Here is a 22,197-nt window from a genome sequence, read left to right as displayed (position 1 = left end):
AGTTTTAGTTAGATGACATAAACCACATTGGTAAATCCAGTGCTTTTTGTTTTGGGATATTAGGATTAGCACTTACTTCACTTGGAGAGTAAGGTAATCTTGTAATATGGCTACTCAAAACAGCATCTACTGGTAAAGGCTTATTTTCTGGATAACCCGTTCGTCTCACATAAGTCCAAGCATCCATTCCTCTATTAAAAGTTTCAATATACCCTTGTTGGTAAACTGCTTTAATGGCATTTGCATCAGAAAGATTATCCAAATCAGGTAATCCTCCAATATAGATATCAAACTCACCTTGTGTAATTCCTCTTCCTGAATCCAACACTGTTGCCAAATTATTTAAATGAATAATATTGAGAATTATTCCTTCCTTGTAATATTGGTCTGCATCTGATGCATCTCCCGATATCCAACCTTTAAGGATTGCTTCAGCTCTTAAAAACCTCATTTCTGCGGCAGTGACCCAAAAATCTGGAGAAGTTGCAGAAATAAAATGAAGGCTTAATGAAGAGGTAACTGTAAAAGATGAACGAGAACCTGGGTCTACACCTCTATGAGGTACTGCTTCTGAAGTTCCCTCTGGACGATCATAAAATATATCAATACGTGGATCATTAGACCCCCTTAATAAATCTATAAATGGATTTGATGCATAGAAGAATAAACTTTGCCCACCTGCATATTGGTAATGAAGTTTATAAAACTGGTTCGCATTTGTTAGATCATCATAATAATCTAATTGAACTTGTTCAGCTAGCTCATCAACGTGATCATCATTAAATGCTTTTTCTAATCTCGATTTAGCATATGTAGGATCTTTCTGTGCTAAAACCATTAATGTTTTAATTTTAATTGAATTAGCAAACTTTATCCATCTTGTTAGATCACCTTTAAAAAGCAAATCTTCTCCACTTATTTTCTCATTATTAGTTATGTCTATATCAGCTATTGCTTGATCTATCATTTGAACAATCCCTTTCAATACATTCTCTTGAGTATCTCCTTTTGGAAATAGTACATCTGTATTTAAAGATTCTGAAAATGGAATATCTTCAAACATTAATGTAAGATGATAAAATGCAAAAGCTTGAATAATTTTAAATTGAGCTGCTGTATTTTGTTCTCCTACGCTTAGTGCTAACTGCTCACCTCTACTCGCATTTTTTAATGCTGAAACATAATATGTTGACCACGTATTTGTTTGAGGATAAGCTGGTATTGAATAATTATCAGCTTCTGAAAAAACAGATGCCCCTGCACCTACATAATGCTGAGACCAACGATTAAATAAATTAGTTTCCATCACCTTATCAGATGATATACTTGTAATTACTGTTGTCATCAATAAGCCTGGTTGTTCTGCTATCTGATCGTCTCCAGCGGCAAACGGATCTGTGTTGATATCTAGAATACTATCACAAGAAAATGTTAGGAGAAAAGTCAACGCCAAACATCCTCTTTGAAGTAGGGTTATAATTTTTTTATCCATAATCATCTTAAAAAATAATTTTTAGGTTTCCTCCAAAACTTCTTGTTGAGGGTAAACTACCCATTTCTACAGCTCCAGACGCATCACTAGCTGCTTGGAATAAACTTGTCTCTGGGTCAATATGAGGAATTTCACTATAGATTAACCATAAGTTTCTTGCCTCAAACCCAATTGAAACTGACTTTAAGAAGTTTGTCTTTTTTATAATTGATGGTGGTAATGTATAAGCCAAGCTTACTTCTCTCAGTTTTATATATGTTTTATTAAACACGGCTCCTTCTGCAATTCCACTTGTAGAATAGCTCTGCCAATAATCCTGATGCGTAACAGCAATATCATTTTGTCTTAATGTTCCATCACCGTTTTCTACATAAGCATTTCTATCTATAAATGCTTGCTCTCTATTTAAAGCGGTCTCTTCTGCAAAACCATCGTATCTTAAATCACCAACAGTTCTAGAAATCATCTTACCACCTTGATTCCAATCAATCAAAAAGTTTAAAGTAACTCCTTTGTAGGTAAAGCTATTTTGGAAACCCAATAAGAAATCAGGTTGAATTTCTCCAAAAGTTTGCTCATCACCTTGCATTCTTAAACCCGTTTTTGGATCAACTAAAATTTCTCCAGTATCAGATCTTTTAAAACCTACTCCTTGCAATTCTAGAGATTTACCAGGTACTGCTTGAACTGACACTCCATTAAACCCTGATGCAATTTGAAGTTTTTCTAAGCCTTCAGTCAGTTCGGTAACTTTATTTCTATTTCTAGTAAAATTCACCTGAGAATTCCACTCAAAAGAACCCGTCTTAATTGGTACAAATGAAAGTAATAATTCGATTCCTTCATTTTGTACAGCTCCTGCATTTACTCTCTTAGATCTATAACCTGTAGATTCTGGTGTCGGTACTGCTAAGATTTGGTTCTTTGTTTCTATTTGATAATACGTTAAATCTATTCCAATTCGACCATTAAAGAAACTTAACTCTGTTCCTACCTCCCAAGAATTTTGTCTTTCTGGTACCAATCCCTCTGGTGGGATTACATTTGTTGCTGTATAAGCCGTTTGCCCATTAAAAGGATAATTGTTAGAGGTACTATATTGTCCAAAATAAGTTGATCTTGGATAGTAATTATAATCTAATTGATATGGGTTTGTATCATTGCCTACCTGTGCTGCACTTAATCTTAATTTACCATAAGAGAACACGTCATTATGTAAGTTTAATGCTTCTGAGAATACAAATGATAAACTTCCTGAAGGATAGAAATAGGATCTATTATCTTTCGGTAAAGTTGATGACCAATCATTTCTCATTGTTAAGTTTAAAGTTAGGTAGTTATTGTATGTAAGTGATATATCACCATAAGCACCTAATAAACGTTGTTCAACAAAGTCGGTAGTAGAAGTAGTATTTTTAGCATTTGCTGGAGTATACAAATCAGTTACAGAAAGCTCTGAAGCAGATAAGGTACTTCTTTTAAACACTCTACTATTATATTCATGTCCAACTATAGCCGTTAATTTAAACTTCTCTCCAAATTCTTTCTGAATTGTAGCCATTAAAGATGTTGTCAATTCAGTTCTTTCCATATCATCATTCACAAAAGATCCATTAATTGCACCCAATGTTCCTTTTGCAGATTTTGAAAAACGTTTATCTACTCTATAATCAAGACCTGCTCTAGCTCTAAATGTTAACCAATCTGTAGCTTTTGCTTCTAACATCCCGAAACCAAAGAAACGATTAACGTTTACATTATTACCATTTTTTTCTGCTACCCAATAAGGGCTATTAGAAAATCTACCTATTGGATTTTGTTCCCCATCCACTAAATACAAACGTTCTAATGGTGTTGTTCTTGGAATTCCGTTAATAATAGATGTTAGTACATTTGGTGAATTACCTCCTTGAGATACAGAACCTCGTGTTTCAGATTTGATATAATTCATACCAACACGAGACTTAATTACTTTATTTAATTGTTGTCCTGCATTCACTGCAAATGTATATCTATCTAACCCAGCTCCAGGTACAATACCTTTTTGATTCATGGAAGTAAACCCTAATCTATAATCTCCTTTTTCTGTAGCACTAGAAACATCTACTGAATTTATAAATAATGTACCCGTCTGGTAGAAGTCTTCTACATTACTTGGATAAGCTTTTAATGTTTGTAATGGCCACTGACTTTCTGGTAAATCTGCTGTATCTGCTGCATAACTATATGCAGGTACAACTTGACCGTTTATCTCTGGTCCCCATCCATTTTCTGCTCGTTTATCGTATTTACCATAATATCCTTGCGCATATCTATTTTGGAAAGAAGGTAATCTATTAGGACTCTCTGCTCTAAAACTAGAACTTAAGCTAACAGTTGGTCCTTCTTTAATGTTTCCTTTTTTGGTGGTAATAATAATTGCTCCGTTTGCAGCTCTTGAACCATACAATGCTGCTGCAGAAGCACCTTTTAATACCGTTACAGAGGCTATATCTGCTGGATTAATTTCTCCGGCTCCATTACCAGCATCAAATGCTCCAGAAATACCACTTCCTGTTGATATGTTGGTATTAGAAACTGGTATACCATCCACAACAATTAGAGGTTGGTTACCTCCACTTAATGAATTGGTACCTCTAATCACAATTCTTGTAGATCCTCCTGGATTTGAACTTGCTTGAGATATCTGAACTCCAGGCACTTTACCAGAAAGTGAATTCAAGAAGTTTGTAGATTTCACTCTATCAACTTCTTCTCCTTTTACAGAAGTAACAGAATACCCTAAGGTTCGTTTTTCCCTTTCAATGGCGTTTGCAGTTACAATAACTTCATCTAACTCTTCAGTATTTTCTTCCATTGCAACATCAATAACCGATTGGTTACCCACTGTTACTTCTTTGGATCGCATACCAATAAAATTAAATACAATTGTATTATCATCGGATTGTAACTGTATCTTATACTTACCATCTATGTCTGAAACCGCTCCTCGTCGAGTTCCTTTGACAACAACAGTTACTCCAGGTAGTGGCTTTACTCCATCTGTAACTGTTCCCGATACTACTTTCTCTTGTGCTAAAGAGATCGAAATCGTAATTACAGACAGTAGCCAACATAGTGTTGCTTTTAGTCTCATTCGTTAACTATTGGTTATTTTGATTGAAGTCTACTAATAAGTTCTTCGTCAGGTATTACTGAAGATTATTGTAATAAAAAAGAGTCTCTGTGAGCTTGTGTTATTTATGCATTATAGTTCTGTCAGCATTTAGTGCACCTCTTCTTATTTAATTGACGAGTGAAATATTAACTTTCTTTACATAATATTACATAATTTTATTGTTTTTTTACCTAAAATCAATCAAGAATAAATTGCACTATTCGGGTAAAATAAAAAAAATCCCAACTTCAAATTAATGAAATCGAGATTTATATACGTGTAACACAGTGCACTCTTTTACTTAAAGAATGTACTGGCTCAAATCTCTATTTTTAACTAAACCTGATAAACGTTCGTGAACCATTTCTTTAGTTACAACAATTTGTGCATTTGCTCCAATTACATCAGGAACATCAAATAATAAATCATTTAATAAATGAGACATTACTGTATGTAATCTTCTTGCTCCAATGTTTTCTACTTCAATATTAATTTCATAGGCAATTGTAGCTATTTCATCTAAAGCATCATCATTAAAAGATAATTTCACACCTTCTGCCTCTAGTAATGCTACATATTGCTTAGTTAAAGCATTCTTTGGCTGACGTAAAATTGTCCTAAAATCTTTGTCTGTAAGGCTTTGTAATTCCACTCTAATTGGAAAACGACCTTGAAGCTCTGGTATTAAATCAGACGGTTTAGAAACATGGAATGCTCCTGCTGCTACAAATAGGATATGATCGGTTTTAACCATACCATGTTTTGTATTCACTGTACTTCCTTCTACAATTGGAAGAAGATCTCTTTGTACACCTTCTCTAGATACATCAGCTCCTTGCTTATTACCACCACTAGCTACTTTATCAATTTCATCGATAAATATAATACCAGAGTTCTCTGCTAAACGCACAGCTTCATCTTTTACCTCGTCCATGTCGATTAGCTTAGCACTTTCTTGATCAACCAAGATCTTACGTGCTTCTGCAATCGTCATTTTTCTTTTCTTAGTTTTCTTAGGAAGCATTCCGTTGATCATCTCTTGGATGTTCATCATAGAACCCTCATCCATTGGAGCTCCTCCACCTACAAAACCAAGTCCGCCACCATTTTTATCAACAGTAACATCTATTTTTCTATCTTCTAATTCACCTGCACGTAATTTCTCTCTAAAACGTTCACGCGTTTTTTCATTTAATTCGTGGTCAGAAGAAATATATTCACCTGTTGCATTTGTTGTAGGAGAACTTTTTAAAGGTGGTATTAAAGCATCAAGAATAACATCTTCTACAGCTTGAACCGTTTTTTCTTCTACTAAAGCTTTCTTCAAATCTTTAATCATGCCTACAGATTGTTCAACAAGGTCTCTTACCATGCTTTCTACATCTCTACCAACATAACCAACTTCTGTAAATTTAGAGGCCTCTACTTTAACAAATGGTGCTTTTGCTACTTTAGCTAATCGACGTGCAATTTCCGTCTTACCAACTCCTGTAGAACCAATCATTAAAATATTATTGGGCATAATTTCTTTTTTAAGATCACCCTTAACGTTCATTCTACGCCAACGGTTTCTTAAAGCAATAGATACATTTTTCTTTGCGTCATCTTGACCAATAATGTATTTATCTAATTCTGATACAATTTCTCTCGGGGTTAAATATTTTGAGTTCTCTAACATTGATTTATTATTAATGTGATCAACTATATATAATTTGATTTCTATTCTATCACTGTTTTCTTTCTTTTTTCCCAACCTGAAGTAGCCACTGCTAAACTTAAACTATTGGTAGGTCCTGCCACATGATACCAAGCTACACTATAACTAAAGTCAATATGTTTTTTGATTTTTAATGCAGCTCCCAAAGACATCCCTGCTAATCCTTTCACTCCTTGAGTTACCATTTCTTTACGGCGCATCACATTGTAACCTGCCCTAAGATTAATGACTTTACCCAATACAAATTCACCTCCAAAGGCAAAATGCCGTGACAATTTGTCAGTAAAACTAGGTTCTGTATATAATTCATTACCAAAAGCATCTGTTTCACCCTTTAAAGAAGTATCTGTATAAGTGATATCAAATTCATGTATATGATGATAAGTAACAGAAAAGCGGATAGGCATTTGTTGAGGTTTAAAGGAAATACCTAATTGTGTATCAAAAGGTAATTCACTTTTATCATTAGGTTGATATTCTTTCATCACAAAACCTGCATTTTTTATCACCAAACCAACAACTAAATCTTTTGTTGGGTGGATAAAAGAACCATTCATATCAAACATTAAAGCATTTGATTTATAACTTTCTATAGTTGAAGCAGCAAATTTCATATTTGCAGCAAAAGAAAATACACCTACTTTTCTAGTATAACTTCCTTGGAACCAATAATCATTTGCTGTATAAGTTCCAGTATAACTACCGTTCTGATCAAATCCATCGAAATCACCATACCCCATATACCCCATTCCAAAACCTACTACTCCTTTACCTACTTTCTTAGCGTATCCTAATGTTGTAAGCCCTGCCGTTGTATGGTAATCGTAATAATTAAAAATTACTTTATCTACAGAGTTATCACCTAAAAGAGACGAATTATAAAACATAGCATTTGCATCATTAACTCCAGAAGAAGTTAAAAAACCACCAAGTCCTACTTGTCTTGCATTTGTTGGTACAGTCAAAAAATTATATGTTTTTGCACCACCTAACTGAGCATATAAAGTTGATGTACTTAGAAGAAGTAAAGTTATTGAGAATAGAAGAATAGAGTTCTGCTTCATGTTATTTTGCTTTATAAAATAAAGTTGAGCAATTATCATCTTTTAAAACTTGCTTTGCTTTATTACCAATTTCTAAAGCAGAAACACTTCTTAATTTTTCCTCTTCTTCATTTATTAAATTGGGGTTTCCTAAAATTGCTCCATAGGCAATAGACATTGCTCGTGGTAAAATTTCTGTTTTACCATACGTCATAGAAAACTCCGCTTGATTTTTTACTTTTTCTAGATCTTCTTCAGAGATTGGTGTAGCACAAAACTCTTTTAAAAGTGTTCCTAATTTATTATCAGCTTCTTCCAAAGTGACTCCATCAGATAATTTTCCTGTCATACACAATAAACCAGGATCAAAAGAACCTGTTATATATGCTGATAACCCAGAGAATACTTGTTCTTCTTTTACTAATTTCTGATGAAGAACAGAAGATTTTCCTCTACCTAATAAATCACTCAATAAATCTGTAGAATAGTACCCTGGTTTATTTCTTCCCTCCATATGCCATACTTTATATAACATATCAATAGGAACTTTCTCTTCTATAATTAACTTTCTTGGAGCAGTCTGAATACGTTCAACGGGTATATTTCTTATTGGTTTTTCACCACTAGGAATAGGCTCAAACCATTTTTTAGCCAATTGTTTTACTTCCTCTAGTTTTACATTACCTGCAACAACCATTACTGCATTAGAAGGAACATAATATTTATGAAAGAATGCCTTCACATCATCCATTGTGGCATCTTCTATATGGCTGATTTGTTTACCTATTGTAGGCCATTGGTAAGAATGATCTTTATAAGCTAATTTTCTAAGATGATGCCAAGTATCTCCATAAGGTTGATTGATATATCTTTGCTTATATTCTTCTATTACAACTTTTCTTTGAACTTCTAAGGCATTGGAATCAAAGGATAAGCTTAACATTCTATCTGATTCTAACCAAAAAGCAGTCTCTAGATTTTGAGAAGGAAGAGTGATATAATAATTAGTAATATCGGGAGATGTAAAAGCATTATTTGTACCTCCAACTTTTTGAAGAGGGGCATCATAAGAGGGAATATTTACAGATCCACTAAACATTAAATGTTCAAATAAATGGGCAAATCCTGTTTTATTGGGGTCTTCATCTCTAGAACCTACATCATACATTATATTTACAACAGCTGAAGCAATATGATGATCTTCATGAACAAAAACTTTCAAGCCATTATCTAAAGTAAACTCTCTGTATTTTATCATTCCTTTTTTTATAATGATTATCATGGATAATTCTAAATGAAAAGTAGCTAAACAATAGCCTCACACTAAATTCTCCATGATAACCTCTAGTGTGTATGTTAAAGTTAGCAGACCCCGACAACTTTACAAAGTATAAATTAGATCGAACATTTTACTAACTTTGTTTGTGATAGAAAATACAATACCAATTTTCTAATCAAAAGGTATATGCGCGAAGATTATTTAAAAGGAGATAATGAAGGTTTCTCTAATGCTGAACGAGACGTTGAAAAAGCATTAAGGCCCCTTTCATTTAAAGATTTTACAGGACAAGAGAAGATTATAGAAAATCTTAAAGTCTTTGTTATGGCTGCTAGAAAAAGAGGTGAACCTCTGGATCATGTATTATTACATGGACCTCCAGGTTTAGGAAAAACCACTCTTTCTAACATTATAGCAAATGAAATGGATGCTGAAATTAAAATTACATCTGGTCCAGTTTTAGAAAAACCTAGCGATCTAGCAGGTCTTTTGACAAACTTAGAAGACAATGATGTTCTTTTTATCGATGAGATTCATAGATTAAACCCCGTAGTTGAAGAATATTTATATTCTGCAATGGAAGATTTCAGAATTGACATTATGTTAGATTCTGGACCAAATGCACGTACAATACAAATTGACCTAAATCCTTTTACATTAATTGGAGCAACCACTAGATCTGGACTTTTAACAGCTCCATTAAGGGCTCGTTTTGGTATCAACTCTAGATTGCAATACTATGATTCTAAACTTCTCACAACAATTGTTCAGCGTTCCGCTAACATTCTAAGCACGCCAATTGATGATGATGCTTCTTATGAAATTGCAAGACGAAGTAGAGGTACTCCTCGTATTTCTAACAACTTACTAAGGCGTACAAGAGATTTTGCTGAAATTAAAGGAAATGGCACAATCTCCATGGACATTGCAAAAATGGCTTTAAGTGCTTTAAATGTTGATCAAGGTGGGTTAGATGAGATGGATAATCGAATATTAACTACAATTATAGAAAAGTTTAAAGGTGGTCCTGTAGGCATAAGTACAATTGCAACTGCTTGTGGAGATGAAGCAGAAACTATTGAGGAAGTTTATGAACCATTTTTAATACAAGAAGGGTTTATTAAAAGGACTTCTAGAGGTAGAGAAGTGACTATGAGAGCATATGAACATTTAGGTATTTCCCCTCCAAATAAAGGAAACCAAAGTGAGTTATTTTAATATTTAATTGTAAAAAATACTTTTTTGAAGGATTTGAGGCTATTTAGCTTCAAATCTTTTTTTTATAATATAAATTATGAGTATAATTATAAATATAAATTATTACTCTGAAAAAACACAAAAACATATTATTCTATTTTCTGTGGACTAATTTGCTACTTTTTATTCCCAAAGAAAGTCTAGCTTCTTTTTATACTAGTCAAAATCTACATATAGATTCAGTGACTTTATATACAAAAGAGGTTAAACAGCTATATCAAAAAAAAGCGTACGATAGCTGTATTTTAAAAAGTAATTTCTATATCTCCTTTTTAAAGAAAAATATTGAGTATAAAAGCTTACCTTCTCTTTATTTGCAAATAGCAAAATCAAAAAGAAAACTCCGAGAATATAATGATGGAAAAGAAGCTTCTGCACATGCACTCTATTGGTCTTTCAAAAGTGTTGATAGTATTAAAATTGCAGACTCTTATACAGAATTAGCTAGAAATTTCAAAGCACTTACAGTATATGATTCAGCTATTTATAATTATCAAAAAGCCTTATTGATCTACCAGAATAAAGATGATTATATTGGAGAGTCTATCGTTTTAAATAACCTAGGTTCTATTCATAAAATTAAAGGTGAATTCACAAAAGCATTAGAGTATTATATCAAAGATCTTGATTTAAATAGGAAAAATAATAGTGAAAGAGACATGGCTATTGCCTATAATAATATTGGTCAAATTCATAATTCTACAAATAATTTCAATCTTGCTATTTCCTTTTTCAAACGTTCTGAAGAAATAAGAAGAAAACTGAATGATATGCATGGCCTAGCGTTAGTTATTAATAATATTGCAAGTGCTTATTCTCAACAAAACAAAACTGATTTAGCACTAGATAATTTATATATAGCTTTAACTATATTCGAAAAACATAAATCGACTTACCGTACAACAGAAACATTATTAAATATTTCAAACATTCTAATTCAAAAAGGACAATTTAGAGATGCTGAAATATTTATCAACAAGGCGAATAAAAAATCTAGAGAATTTGAAATTGAAAATTTAATAGCTAGAGGTAATTATTTATCAGGTGAAAATTATTTTAATCAACAATTTTATAATAAGGCATTACCTTACCTTTTAGAAGCAAAACAATTTTATGATCAAGAACATTACGTTGTTGATAGAATTAATACGCAAAAACTTCTTTACGAAACATATCACGAACTTCATAGGTACAAAAAAGCTTTTAAGGCACATAAACTTTGGTCTAAGTTGTACATAAAAATGAATACAACAATTCAACAAAAAGAATTAGCTGTTTTAAATCAAAGATATTTAAACAAAGAATCACTCCTAAAAATTGATAGATTAAATAAAGAACAATTACTTCAACAAGAAAAACTTGTCTATCAAAACAGAGTTAATGCAGCACTTATTTTCATTAGTTTTCTTGCATTAATCTTTGTAATATTTATCTACATATCACTTCAGAAAAGAAAAAAATCTTTAAAGATTATCAAAGAGCAACATGATGAAATTTCTGTTATAAATGAAGAATTGACCGATAGTTTAAAATATGCTCATAAAATACAACGCTCTTTAAATGCTATACCTTCAAAAGCTAAAGATCTATTTAATGATTATTTAATTTTTTGGAAACCTCTACACGAAGTAAGTGGGGATGTATTTAGTGTTTCTGTTAAGAATGATATTGTATTTATATCATTAATGGATTTCACAGGCCATGGTGCTCCAGCTGCTCTTCTTGCAACGTTAGGTGTTAAGGTATTAAATAGTATTATTGATTCTGGAATTTCATCGCCAGAAAAAATCTTACAAGAGCTTGATATTAGAATGAATAATTTACTTGAGGACAAACAAGAATCATCTGGTATGGATGCAGCTATTGTTACTATTAATTTAAAAACAAATTACCTAGAATTTGCAGGTGCTAGACGTCCTTTATTTTATATTGATGAAAGCGGACAACATTATATAAAAGGCACAAAAAGATCTATCTCTGATAAGCTTTCTAATCATCATTATAGCTATCAAAAACATATTATTCCAATAACTTCTGAGCTTAAGTTCTACTTGTATTCAGATGGTTTTCAAGATCAGTTTGGTGGTGTAAAAAACAAAAAGTTTTTAGAAAAAAATCTCCGCCAATTAATAATAGACAACTCTTCTGAATCATTTAGCATACAAAAAGAACGAATGGAAGATGTGAGAACAAAATGGATGGCCCCACAAAGTGATATCCAATATAAACCTACTGACGATACATTAATCATTGGCTTTCATTTTAAGGTCTAAATATTTTTTTGCAATTTAGATAGCATAAAACTTATGTTATCATGAACAACGAGAAACAATATATACTAGCACTAGATCAAGGAACGACTAGTTCAAGAGCCATATTATTTAACAAAAAAGGAGAAATAATTAGCTCATCTCAAAAAGAATTTAAGCAGATATACCCAAAACCAAGTTGGGTAGAGCATGACCCACAAGAGATATGGTCAACACAAGCGGCTGTTGCTGCCGAGTCTGTAGCTAAATTAGGCTTAAATGGTAAAAATATAGCTGCGATAGGTATTACCAATCAAAGAGAAACAACTATTGTTTGGGATATCTCTACAAATCAACCCATATATAATGCTATCGTCTGGCAAGACAGAAGAACTGCTAAATACTGCGATAGTCTTAAAGGAAAATATTCCAAAATAATTCATGATAAAACTGGGTTAATCATTGACGCTTACTTTTCAGCAAGTAAAATACATTGGATTTTGGAAAATGTTGAAGGTGCTAGAGAAAAAGCTGAGAAAGGACTTCTCCGCTTTGGAACAGTAGATAGTTGGTTAATATGGCGATTAACGAATGGTAAAAAACATATTACTGATGTTACAAATGCTAGCAGAACAATGCTTTTTAATATTCATACTTTAAAGTGGGACAAACGTCTTCTAAAAATATTTGATATTCCAAAAAGTATGCTTCCATCTGTTAAAGAAAGTAGTGCAGTATATACTAAAACAGCGACAACTCTATTTGCTACAAAAATTCCTATATCAGGAATTGCTGGTGATCAACAAGCTGCTCTTTTTGGGCAAATGTGTATAAAAAAAGGTATGATTAAAAATACCTATGGTACAGGATGCTTTTTAATGATGAATACAGGAACTGAAGCTGTAAGTTCAAAACATAAACTACTTACAACTATTGCATGGAAAATTGGAGATGAAGTTAATTATGCCCTAGAAGGAAGTGTTTTTGTAGGAGGTGCTGCAATACAATGGCTTAGAGATGGCTTACAGATTATAAAGAAGGCAAAGCATTCTGAAAAAATTGCTAATGAAGTAAAAGATAGTGGAGGTGTTGTTTTTGTACCTGCACTTACTGGATTAGGAGCACCTTATTGGGATCAATATGCAAGAGGCACATTAATCGGAATTACTAGAGGTACTAAAAGAGCACATATTGTTCGTGCTACACTAGAAGCAATAGCCTTGCAATCTTATGATGTGATAGAGTCTATGTTAGCTGATACGGGTAACAAAGCTAAAGAAATTAGAGTTGATGGCGGAGCTGCCGCAAATAATCTATTAATGCAAATCCAAAGTGATATTACAAATGTAAAAGTCATAAGAACTAAAGTAATGGAAACTACTGCTTTAGGTGCTGCATTTCTTGCTGGTTTATCTGTCGGTTATTGGAAAAATATTGATGAAATTCAAAATATTTGGCAAGAAGATGCCTCTTTTGAAGCGAACATTAAAAATGAAAAAAGGGACTTTCTAAAGAAAAAATGGAGAAAGGCTGTTGAGAGAAGTTTTAATTGGGATAAAAATTAAAGTTAATCTGTAAATAAAACTCAATATTGACTTCACTATTTTAATAAGAAATGTAAATATTTCATTAGATTTGTAAAAATTTTACAATCAGATTTAACTACATAATATCATTCATAATGACATTTAATTTTTTAAATGCAGTTCCTAAGCTTATAACCCTAGCAATCACATCAATAGTTCTTATTGGATGTGGAGGTGAGTCTGCTAAACAACAAAAAACAATTCCACAAGCTGAGATTCAGGTAACAGAAGTAACGGTACAAAATGTTCCTTTAACAAAAACTTTTGTGGGTCAGGTATATGGTACTAAAGATATTCCAATTCGTTCAAGAGTGGAAGGATTCTTAGAAGGTATACATTTTAGAGAAGGTAGTAGAGTAAAAAAAGGACAACTACTTTATACAGTAGATCCTCAATCTTACTCTGCTGAAGTTACAATGCGTAAAAGTCAGTTAGCAGAAGCAAAAGTTTCTTTAATTAGAGCTTCTAATGATTTGGGTAGAATTCAACCTTTAGCTGAGCAAAATGCCGTTTCGAAATCAGACCTTGATGCTGCTCTTGCAGAAAAAGGTGCTGCAGAATCAATGGTAGCTGCTGCTAAAGCAAATTTAAGAATGTCGCAGATTGAACTAGGCTATACTACTATTGAATCCCCTATTACTGGAGTTATTGGTAGAACTGAAGCCAAAGTAGGTGAATTTGTTGGCCGTGAACCAAACCCTGTAATTTTAAATACGGTATCTAGAATCGATTCTGTAAACGTTCGTTTCTTTATTACTGAAAATGATTACTTACGTCTTGCTAGATATGCAATTACGAAAGAGAAATCAGAGCAAAAAAGAACAGAAAAAGAAGAAAGAGATTCTGAAAAGTTAGAATTAATATTTTCTGACAATACAATCTACTCTCAAAAGGGTCATATTGATTTCTTAGATAGAAATGTTGATGCTAATACTGGGGCAATGCTTATTCAAGCTACTTTCCCTAACAATGACCGTCTTATCAGACCTGGTCAATTTGCTAAAGTAAGATCAGTTATTGATATCGTGAAAGATGGTATTCTTGTTCCACAAAGGTGTGTTATGGAATTCCAAGGTCGTCATACTGTTTATGTAGTAGACAATAACGGTCTAGTTTCTCAAAGAAAAGTAGAGTTATCAAGTACTTTTAAAGATTATTGGTTAGTACGCTCTGGTTTAAAGAAAGGAGAAAAAATAGTTCTTGAAGGCTTACAAAAAGTAAGAGAAGGCGCAACAGTAAAATTCAAGACAGTAAAATTTGAATCACAGTACGAAGCACAATAATGAGCACAGAACAAAATAATTCCAACTTTTTCGTTAGGAGACCTATTGTTGCCATGGTAATTGCAATTATCATGACTATTGTAGGTAGTGTCTCAATTATTGGATTACCTATTGAGCAATATCCTAACTTAACTCCTCCAATTGTAGAAGTAAGAGGTACTTATACAGGAGCGAGTGCACTAAACGTAGAACAATCTGTTGCTACGCCTTTAGAGCAAGAAATTAACGGTGTGGAGAACATGATTTACATGAAATCCATAAATTCGAATGATGGTACGATGACAATCCAAACATCATTTGACATTGGTACTGACCCAGATATGAATACGGTCTTTACTCAAAACCGTGTAGCTGCAGCAACACCTAAATTACCTAATGAGGTAAAAAGAACTGGTGTTAAAACTGAAAAGTCATTACCAAACATTTTAATGCTAATTACTTTAGTTTCTCCAGATGGTCGTTTTGACCAGAACTTTTTGGGTAACTATTCATTAATTAATATCAAAGATGTTTTAGCAAGAACTAAAGGTATTGGTCGTGTTAACGTATTGGGTACATCAGATTACTCTATGCGTATATGGATAAAGCCTGATATCTTAGCTAAATTAAATTTAACTATTCCTGAGATTACAAACGCAATTTCTAATCAAAATGTAATTGTACCAGGTGGTAAGTTTGGTGCAGAACCAGCTCCAAAAGGAACAGAATTTACATACACTGTACGACTTCCAGATCGTTTACAAGATGAAGATCAATTTTCTAAAATTGTTGTAAGAACAGATGAAGATGGTAGCCAAGTATTATTAGGTGATGTTGCAAGAGTTGAGTTAGGTGTAGAAACATATTCTGCTTTTACAAGACTTAATGGAGATAACTGTGCTGTAATCGCAATTTATCAAGCTCCAGGTTCTAATGCAGTTGCATTAGCTGAAGAAGTTATTGATAAAATGGATGCACTTAAGAAAGATTTCCCTAACGGGATAGATTATAAAGTCTCTCTTGATTCTACTTTACCTATTACAGCTGGTATTAATGAAATTATAGAAACTCTATTTATTGCATTATTACTTGTAATTCTAGTTGTATATGTATTTATCCAAGATTGGAGAGCAACACTAGTTCCAACAATGGCCATTCCGGTTTCATTAGTTGCCGCATTTATGTTATTCCCTCTATTAGGATTTACAATTAACGTACTATCATTACTAGGTTTAGTACTCGCTATTGGTATTGTAGTAGATGATGCTATTGTTGTTGTAGATGCTGTTCAAGTATATATTGAAGAGGGTTTTACTCCAAAAGAAGCTACAAATAAAGCAATGGTTGAAGTTACAGCACCTGTTATTGCTACAACTTTAGTACTTGTTGCTGTATTTATTCCTGTTGCGGGTATGGCTGGTATAACCGGTAAGCTTTATCAACAGTTTGCAATTACTGTAGCAGTTTCGGTATGTTTCTCATCTCTGAATGCATTAACATTATCGCCTGCTCTTTGTGGATTAATCTTAAGAAAATCCGAACCTGTAGGTGGTCCATTAGGAGCATTTTTCAAAGTGTTCAACAATATTTTCGACCGTTCTACAGTCACTTATATCAGTGTAACAAAAATTGCTACTCGTAAATTAAAATCAAGTGCAATCTTTATATTCTTAACTCTTATAGCTGCAGGCTGGTTAGGCGTTGAAGTTCCAGTCGGTTTTATTCCAGAAGAAGACCAAGGATATCTCTATGTAAACGTTCAGTTACCAATGGCTGCATCGTTACAAAGAACTAATGATATTTCTTTAAAGATTGAAGGTATTATGGATGAAATACCAGAAATTGATATGGTTACAACAGTAGCAGGTTACTCACTTTTATCTAGTAGTATGTCTACTAACTCAGCATTCTTCTTTGTTACATTAACAAATTGGGGTCAGAGAGAGTTAACCGCTAAGGAAGTTACAAATAAACTGAATTATTTATTCATGACCCAAATAACAGAAGCACAAGTCTTTGCGTTTGGGCCTCCTGCCATTCCTGGTTTAGGTAATGGTTCAGGGTTTAGTATTATGATTCAAGATAAAGGAGGTAATACTCCAGATTATCTTGCAAATTATACGAATGAATTTATTAGAGCAGCAAATGCAAGACCTGAAATTGGTATGGCATTTACTACTTTTCAAGCAAATGTACCTCAACGTTATATTGATATCAATAAAGATAAAATCTTAAAATTAGGCGTTAGTCTAAACGATGTTTATACAACATTTGGAGCATTCCTTGGAGGTTCTTATATAAATGACTTTAACAGATTTGGACGTCTTTATAGAGCATATGTTCAAGCAGAACCTGAGTATAGAAACGATGAAAAACAACTTGATCTTTTCTATGTAAAAAGTGCTAAAGGGGCTAAAGTTCCTTTATCTACTCTAGTTAACGTAGAAAAAATTAGTGGTCCTGAATTTACAAACAGATTCAATTTATTACGTTCTGTAGAAGTAACAGGTTCTCCTGCTGAAGGATTTAGTTCTGCTCAAGCAATGGCTGCTCTAGAAGAAGTTGCGGCAGATGTATTACCAAGAAATATGACGTTTGCATGGAACGGTATGTCATACCAAGAAAAGAAAGCTTCTGGATCTGTATTTATCATTTTTGCATTCTCATTAATCTTTGTATTCTTAATCCTTGCTGCTCAATACGAAAGTTGGTCAATGCCATTTAGTATTCTATTGGGTACTCCATTTGCAATCTTTGGGGCATTCTTACTATTATGGGTTGCTCGTTTCTTCAGTGAAAGTTATGAAAATAACGTTTTTGCACAGATTTCATTAGTAATGTTAATTGCTATGGCTGCAAAAAATGCCATCCTAATTGTCGAGTTTGCTAAATTAAAATTTGATGAAGGTATGGGATTGTTTGACGCAGCTATCGAATCTGCAAAATTAAGATTTAGACCAATCCTAATGACTGCATTCTCATTTATTCTTGGTGTATTACCTCTTGTTATTGCTACCGGTTCTGGTGCAGAAGCAAGAAAAGTTATGGGTATGGCACTTCTTGGTGGTATGGGACTAGCAACTGTTTTAGGTCTATTCTTATACCCTATGCTATTCGTTCTTGTAGGTAAACTTGCAGGATATGAAAAAGATAGAGAAACAACACCTCAAAACAATGAAGAGTAGCATTATGGAAAAGAAACTAAATTTAAACTATAAAAATATACTTCTAGTTTTCTTCGCTTCTCAATTAATTTGGGGATGTAAAATGGGAAAGAACTATGAAGCTCCAGAAATTGATACTCCATTAGAGTATCGTTTCGGTTCTGATACTACTATTAGTACAAATAATGATACTATTGGTTGGTGGACTCTAATTAAAGACCCTGTTCTTGATTCTTTAATTTCTACAGCTCTTGTTAATAATCAAGATGTTAAAGTAGCAATGCAAAGAATTACTGAAGCAGAGAAACTTGCTAGAATTCAGAAAGTAAGTGCTAGACCAATGTTAGGTTATCAAGGTAACTTTACATATGGTAATTATAATGGTTTTGTGGGCCCTGATGCAAATAGTAGTTATTTCGGAGGTGCAACACTTAATTGGGAAATAGACTTATGGGGTAAGAACAGAAGATTAACTGAAGCTGCCCAGGCAAATTATTTTGGGTCAGTTTATGGGATGAGAGCGTTACAAATTACGCTTATCTCACAGGTTACTAAAGCATATGTTCAATTATTAGAGAATAAAGCTAGCTTAGAAGTTTCTATTGAAACTTTAGCTTCTAGAGATAGCTCTATGATAATAATGGATGCCCGATATAAACAAGGTATCATTCCTGAAATTGATTTAAACCAAGCACAAATTCAACAAGCAATTGCTGAAAGTACAATTCCTGTTTATAAAAGAGGTGTTGCTTTATCTGAGAACTCATTAAGTATTCTTTTAGGTGAAAATCCTAGAGCAATAATTACTGATGAAACTCTTGATACACAAGTTTTACCAGATGCAATTCCTGCTGGTATTCCTTCTGATTTATTAAAGAGAAGACCAGATTTATTAAAAGCTGAACAAGAAATAGTAGCTCAAAATGCACAAGTTGGTGCTGCAATAGCAAATAGATTTCCTACAATTAGCTTAACAGGTGCTGCAGGTATTGCTTCTGATGCCCTATTCTCTGCAAATGCTGCAACAGGAGCATGGAATATAGGTGCTGGCATTGTTGGACCTTTATTTCAATGGGGAAAAAATAAGCGTCGTGTTGAAGCTGAAAAAGCAAAATTAGAAGCATCAATTCTACAATATGAAAAAAGTACTATCGTTGCATTTAAAGAAGTGGAGGATGCTTTAGCATCTATCCAATTTTATAATGAAGAATTAATAGCTCGTCAAAAACATACTGTAGCAGCTTTAAATGCTGAACGATTATCTAAACAAAGATATGATAAAGGTGTTACCAGTTACTTAGAATATCTTGAACAACAACGTCAAGCATTCGAGGCCGAGTTAAATTTAGTATCTGTAAGAAGTAAAATTCTATCTTCTTACATATTACTTTATAAATCTTTAGGCGGAGGTTGGGTTTCTCGCGAAGAACAACAAGAAGCTGAAGGTAATGAGACAGAAAATCAATAATCTATAGATTATTATCATATAAAACATGAGTCATCCCTTAATTATATAATTATTAATAATAAGGGGTGACTCATTTTTATTTATAAGCCAAAAAATAGTTATTGTAAATACTAAACAACTATAACTATTATTCCAATGGCTTATTCATCCTTTAATTTACTAAAAATCTTAGATTGTAAAAAATCTACACCATTAACCTATCTTCTTCATCAAACTGACTATTTCTTATCATCGCTACTCTCTAGTCTTCATCAGACTGTTGATTTACGTTTGGTAAAGACTTTTCAAGAGTTATTTCATTGCTTACTAGAAAATCGGAATAGTACAAAATCACTTCTACTGACAGAATTGGGTACACTACTAGCTGGTAGTACTCATGGTAAAGCTGGAGTTAAGAGAATTGGTAACCTAATACGAAGTAAAAATTGGAGTACTGATTTAATTGCTGATTTTTTTAGAAATAGAAGTTTAGACCGTATTAAAATGATGGAAGAAAAAAATATTCGACCACTTTTAATTTGGGATGGATCTGTTCTGGAAAAACATGAGTCAACATACCTGGAAGGGTTGTCAGCGGTTATCAGTAGTAAAGCCAAAAGACTTACAAGAATTAAACCTGGTTATTATAATTCTCCTGTCAAAGGTTTTATCAATGTCCCTGGGTTTAAAGTAGAAGGAGTAGTACTTACGGCCTTGAATGAAAGAGCATCTCTTTTTGAATTTAATATTTATTCTAGGGTTGGTGTTTTTAAAGAATGGTTATCTAATTTTATATGGAATGGTTTCAAAACTATTCGTAATCAATCTAAAAAAGCTGTTTTACATGTATTTGACAGAGGATATGCGAATTGTACTCTTTTAGAATTCGCTCAAGAATTTGATCAACAATTTTTAGTTCGTTGGATTGGAAAGAGATTTTTAATTGACGAAAAAGGAAAACGATTAACCTACAATATTACCAAAGCAATGAAGAATAAGAGCTTCAAATTTACTTATGACAAAGAACGTAATAAGTATACTAGAAGGCTTATTTCATGGAAAAAAGTACAACATCCTGAAATGGGAGATCAGATGTATACGTTAATTGTAGTCAGAGAATATAAAAGAGCAGGATCTCCTATTTACATGCTTACCAACCTTGATATAGATACAAAAAAGACTGCATGGGAAATGCTTTTTTCATATATGAAAAGATGGGAAGTAGAAGAAATGTTTAGGTGTTGTAAAGCAGAAATTGGCTTACAATCAATAAGAGTTCAAGGGTGGGGAAATCGATTAAAACTCTTCTATATAGCCCTACTTATTTATGAGTTTTTAATGGAAATAATACAAAAAAGGAGGCATTATGTAGAACGTTTAATCAACATATATACCCCCATTTTTGGTTCAAAGAAAAGTAAATCTCCTTTCTACAGACTTCGTAAAGCTTTTTCTGTCATTTTAAATCAATCTTAGATTCTAGAAACAGTTGCAACCCATTTTAGGCAAATAAAAAAGGTAAGACTATCTTTAAAGTCTGACCAAAATTGTTTAAAAACAAAATTGCAATAAAGATGGATCTTACCCTATCACAAAGGTATAAAATAGAAACGTATTTAGAAGAAGGATATTCAAATAGTTTAATATCTGATAAAATCAACGTTCACAAATCTACTGTAGGTAGAGAATTAAAGCGTTGTGATCACCTTGATGGATACGATGCTGTGTATGCTCATAAACGATACCTTAAAAAGAAATGTAAACAAACTGGTTTTCATAGTTCTACAATAGAATATAAAGATGAAATTCTGTCTGCATTAGAGGTTAATCAATATAGTCCTGAACAAATTGTAAATCGCAAACGCTTAGAAGGAGGCTCCTTTCCGTGTGTTGAAACAGTATATCAAATTATATATTCTCAGATGAGTCAGAATCCTTCCTTAAAAGAACATCTAAGACATCACAAAAAGAAACGAAGACCAAGAGCCTCTAAGGAAACTAGAGGGAAACTTACAAACAGGAAAAATATACGTACTAGACCAATAGAAGCTGATAATCGTTCTGAAATAGGACATTGGGAAGCTGACGTGGTAATTGGTACTAAAGCTCGTTCTGCTGTGCTTGTAACTTTAGTAGATAGAAAGAGTGGGTATCTATTAGTAGGAAAGGCAAATAGTAAATCTGAAAATGATGTAGGTGCTACATTGTTATCAATGTATGAAAGAACGCCAATTCCTTGGTATACTATTACTTTTGATAATGGAAAAGAGTTTGCTTGTCATCAGAAAATAGAAGAATTATGTAATACTGTAGCCTATTTCGCAGATCCTTACTCTAGCTGGCAAAGAGGTACAAATGAAAATACAAATGGGTTATTAAGACAATATTTCCCTAAAGGTCAGAGTATGGAAGATGTACTTTTAAAGTATATCTCCAAAATTGAAAATAAACTCAATAATAGACCTCGTAAAAGGTATGGATTTTATAGTCCTATTGAGCTTATAAATAATATTGATATTAATGCAGCCTAAAGTTGCAATTGTT

General features: G+C 32.9%; 13 protein-coding genes. 8 read left to right on the top strand and 5 right to left on the bottom strand.

The window, feature by feature from the left end:
* Nucleotides 1-4 precede the first annotated feature (4 nt).
* The 5 genes from EI427_RS00305 to EI427_RS00285 all read right to left on the bottom strand — a co-directional run bounded on the left by EI427_RS00305 (nt 5) and on the right by EI427_RS00285 (nt 8,691).
* A complete protein-coding gene (locus EI427_RS00305) occupies nt 5-1,492 on the bottom strand; it encodes a SusD/RagB family nutrient-binding outer membrane lipoprotein (protein ID WP_170178350.1) in 1,488 nt (495 codons plus the stop codon).
* Between the two features lie 7 nt (nt 1,493-1,499).
* Nucleotides 1,500-4,628, bottom strand: coding sequence for a SusC/RagA family TonB-linked outer membrane protein (locus EI427_RS00300; protein ID WP_126610643.1), 3,129 nt, complete (start codon nt 4,626-4,628; stop codon nt 1,500-1,502).
* A gap of 322 nt (nt 4,629-4,950) precedes the next feature.
* On the bottom strand, nt 4,951-6,327 hold the full coding sequence (gene hslU / locus EI427_RS00295) for an ATP-dependent protease ATPase subunit HslU (RefSeq protein ID WP_126610642.1): 1,377 nt from the start codon (nt 6,325-6,327) through the stop codon (nt 4,951-4,953).
* A 41-nt stretch (nt 6,328-6,368) separates the two neighbouring features.
* A complete protein-coding gene (gene porQ / locus EI427_RS00290; RefSeq protein ID WP_170178349.1) occupies nt 6,369-7,430 on the bottom strand; it encodes a type IX secretion system protein PorQ in 1,062 nt (353 codons plus the stop codon).
* Between the two features lies 1 nt (nt 7,431).
* Nucleotides 7,432-8,691 carry a M16 family metallopeptidase gene (locus tag EI427_RS00285; protein ID WP_317125732.1) on the bottom strand — a complete coding sequence of 420 codons (1,260 nt, stop codon included), beginning with the start codon at nt 8,689-8,691 and terminating at the stop codon, nt 7,432-7,434.
* A gap of 183 nt (nt 8,692-8,874) precedes the next feature.
* Here EI427_RS00285 and ruvB point away from each other — a divergent pair, with 183 nt between their 5' ends.
* From ruvB to EI427_RS00245, 8 genes are all read left to right on the top strand, one after another.
* Complete coding sequence (gene ruvB, locus EI427_RS00280; protein ID WP_126610640.1) at nt 8,875-9,906, top strand: Holliday junction branch migration DNA helicase RuvB; 1,032 nt, start codon at nt 8,875-8,877, stop codon at nt 9,904-9,906.
* Nucleotides 9,907-10,127: 221 nt separating this feature from the next.
* Complete coding sequence (locus EI427_RS00275) at nt 10,128-12,218, top strand: tetratricopeptide repeat protein (RefSeq protein WP_126610639.1); 2,091 nt, start codon at nt 10,128-10,130, stop codon at nt 12,216-12,218.
* A gap of 41 nt (nt 12,219-12,259) precedes the next feature.
* Nucleotides 12,260-13,759, top strand: a complete 1,500-nt coding sequence (gene glpK, locus EI427_RS00270) for a glycerol kinase GlpK (protein ID WP_126610638.1) — start codon at nt 12,260-12,262, stop codon at nt 13,757-13,759.
* A 116-nt stretch (nt 13,760-13,875) separates the two neighbouring features.
* Nucleotides 13,876-15,063: an efflux RND transporter periplasmic adaptor subunit gene (locus EI427_RS00265; protein WP_126610637.1), complete on the top strand. Its 1,188-nt coding sequence runs from the start codon at nt 13,876-13,878 to the stop codon at nt 15,061-15,063.
* Entirely contained in the window at nt 15,063-18,227 is a 3,165-nt protein-coding gene (locus tag EI427_RS00260; RefSeq protein ID WP_126610636.1) for an efflux RND transporter permease subunit, read from the top strand. Before EI427_RS00265 ends, EI427_RS00260 begins: the two co-directional genes overlap by 1 nt.
* A 4-nt stretch (nt 18,228-18,231) precedes the next feature.
* Nucleotides 18,232-19,674 carry an efflux transporter outer membrane subunit gene (locus tag EI427_RS00255; RefSeq protein WP_170178348.1) on the top strand — a complete coding sequence of 481 codons (1,443 nt, stop codon included), beginning with the start codon at nt 18,232-18,234 and terminating at the stop codon, nt 19,672-19,674.
* Nucleotides 19,675-19,809: 135 nt separating this feature from the next.
* Nucleotides 19,810-21,129 (top strand): hypothetical protein, encoded by a 1,320-nt coding sequence (locus EI427_RS00250; protein WP_126610634.1) that lies wholly within the window; start codon nt 19,810-19,812, stop codon nt 21,127-21,129.
* 98 nt (nt 21,130-21,227) lie between these two features.
* Nucleotides 21,228-22,184, top strand: a complete 957-nt coding sequence (locus EI427_RS00245) for an IS30 family transposase (RefSeq protein WP_126610633.1) — start codon at nt 21,228-21,230, stop codon at nt 22,182-22,184.
* Nucleotides 22,185-22,197: the final 13 nt, after the last annotated feature.

The sequence above is a fragment of the Flammeovirga pectinis genome, assembly GCF_003970675.1.
Classification (GTDB): domain Bacteria; phylum Bacteroidota; class Bacteroidia; order Cytophagales; family Flammeovirgaceae; genus Flammeovirga; species Flammeovirga pectinis.
The sequence above is the reverse complement of the archived record's forward strand: the minus strand, read 5'-3'. Positions and strand labels throughout refer to the sequence as shown.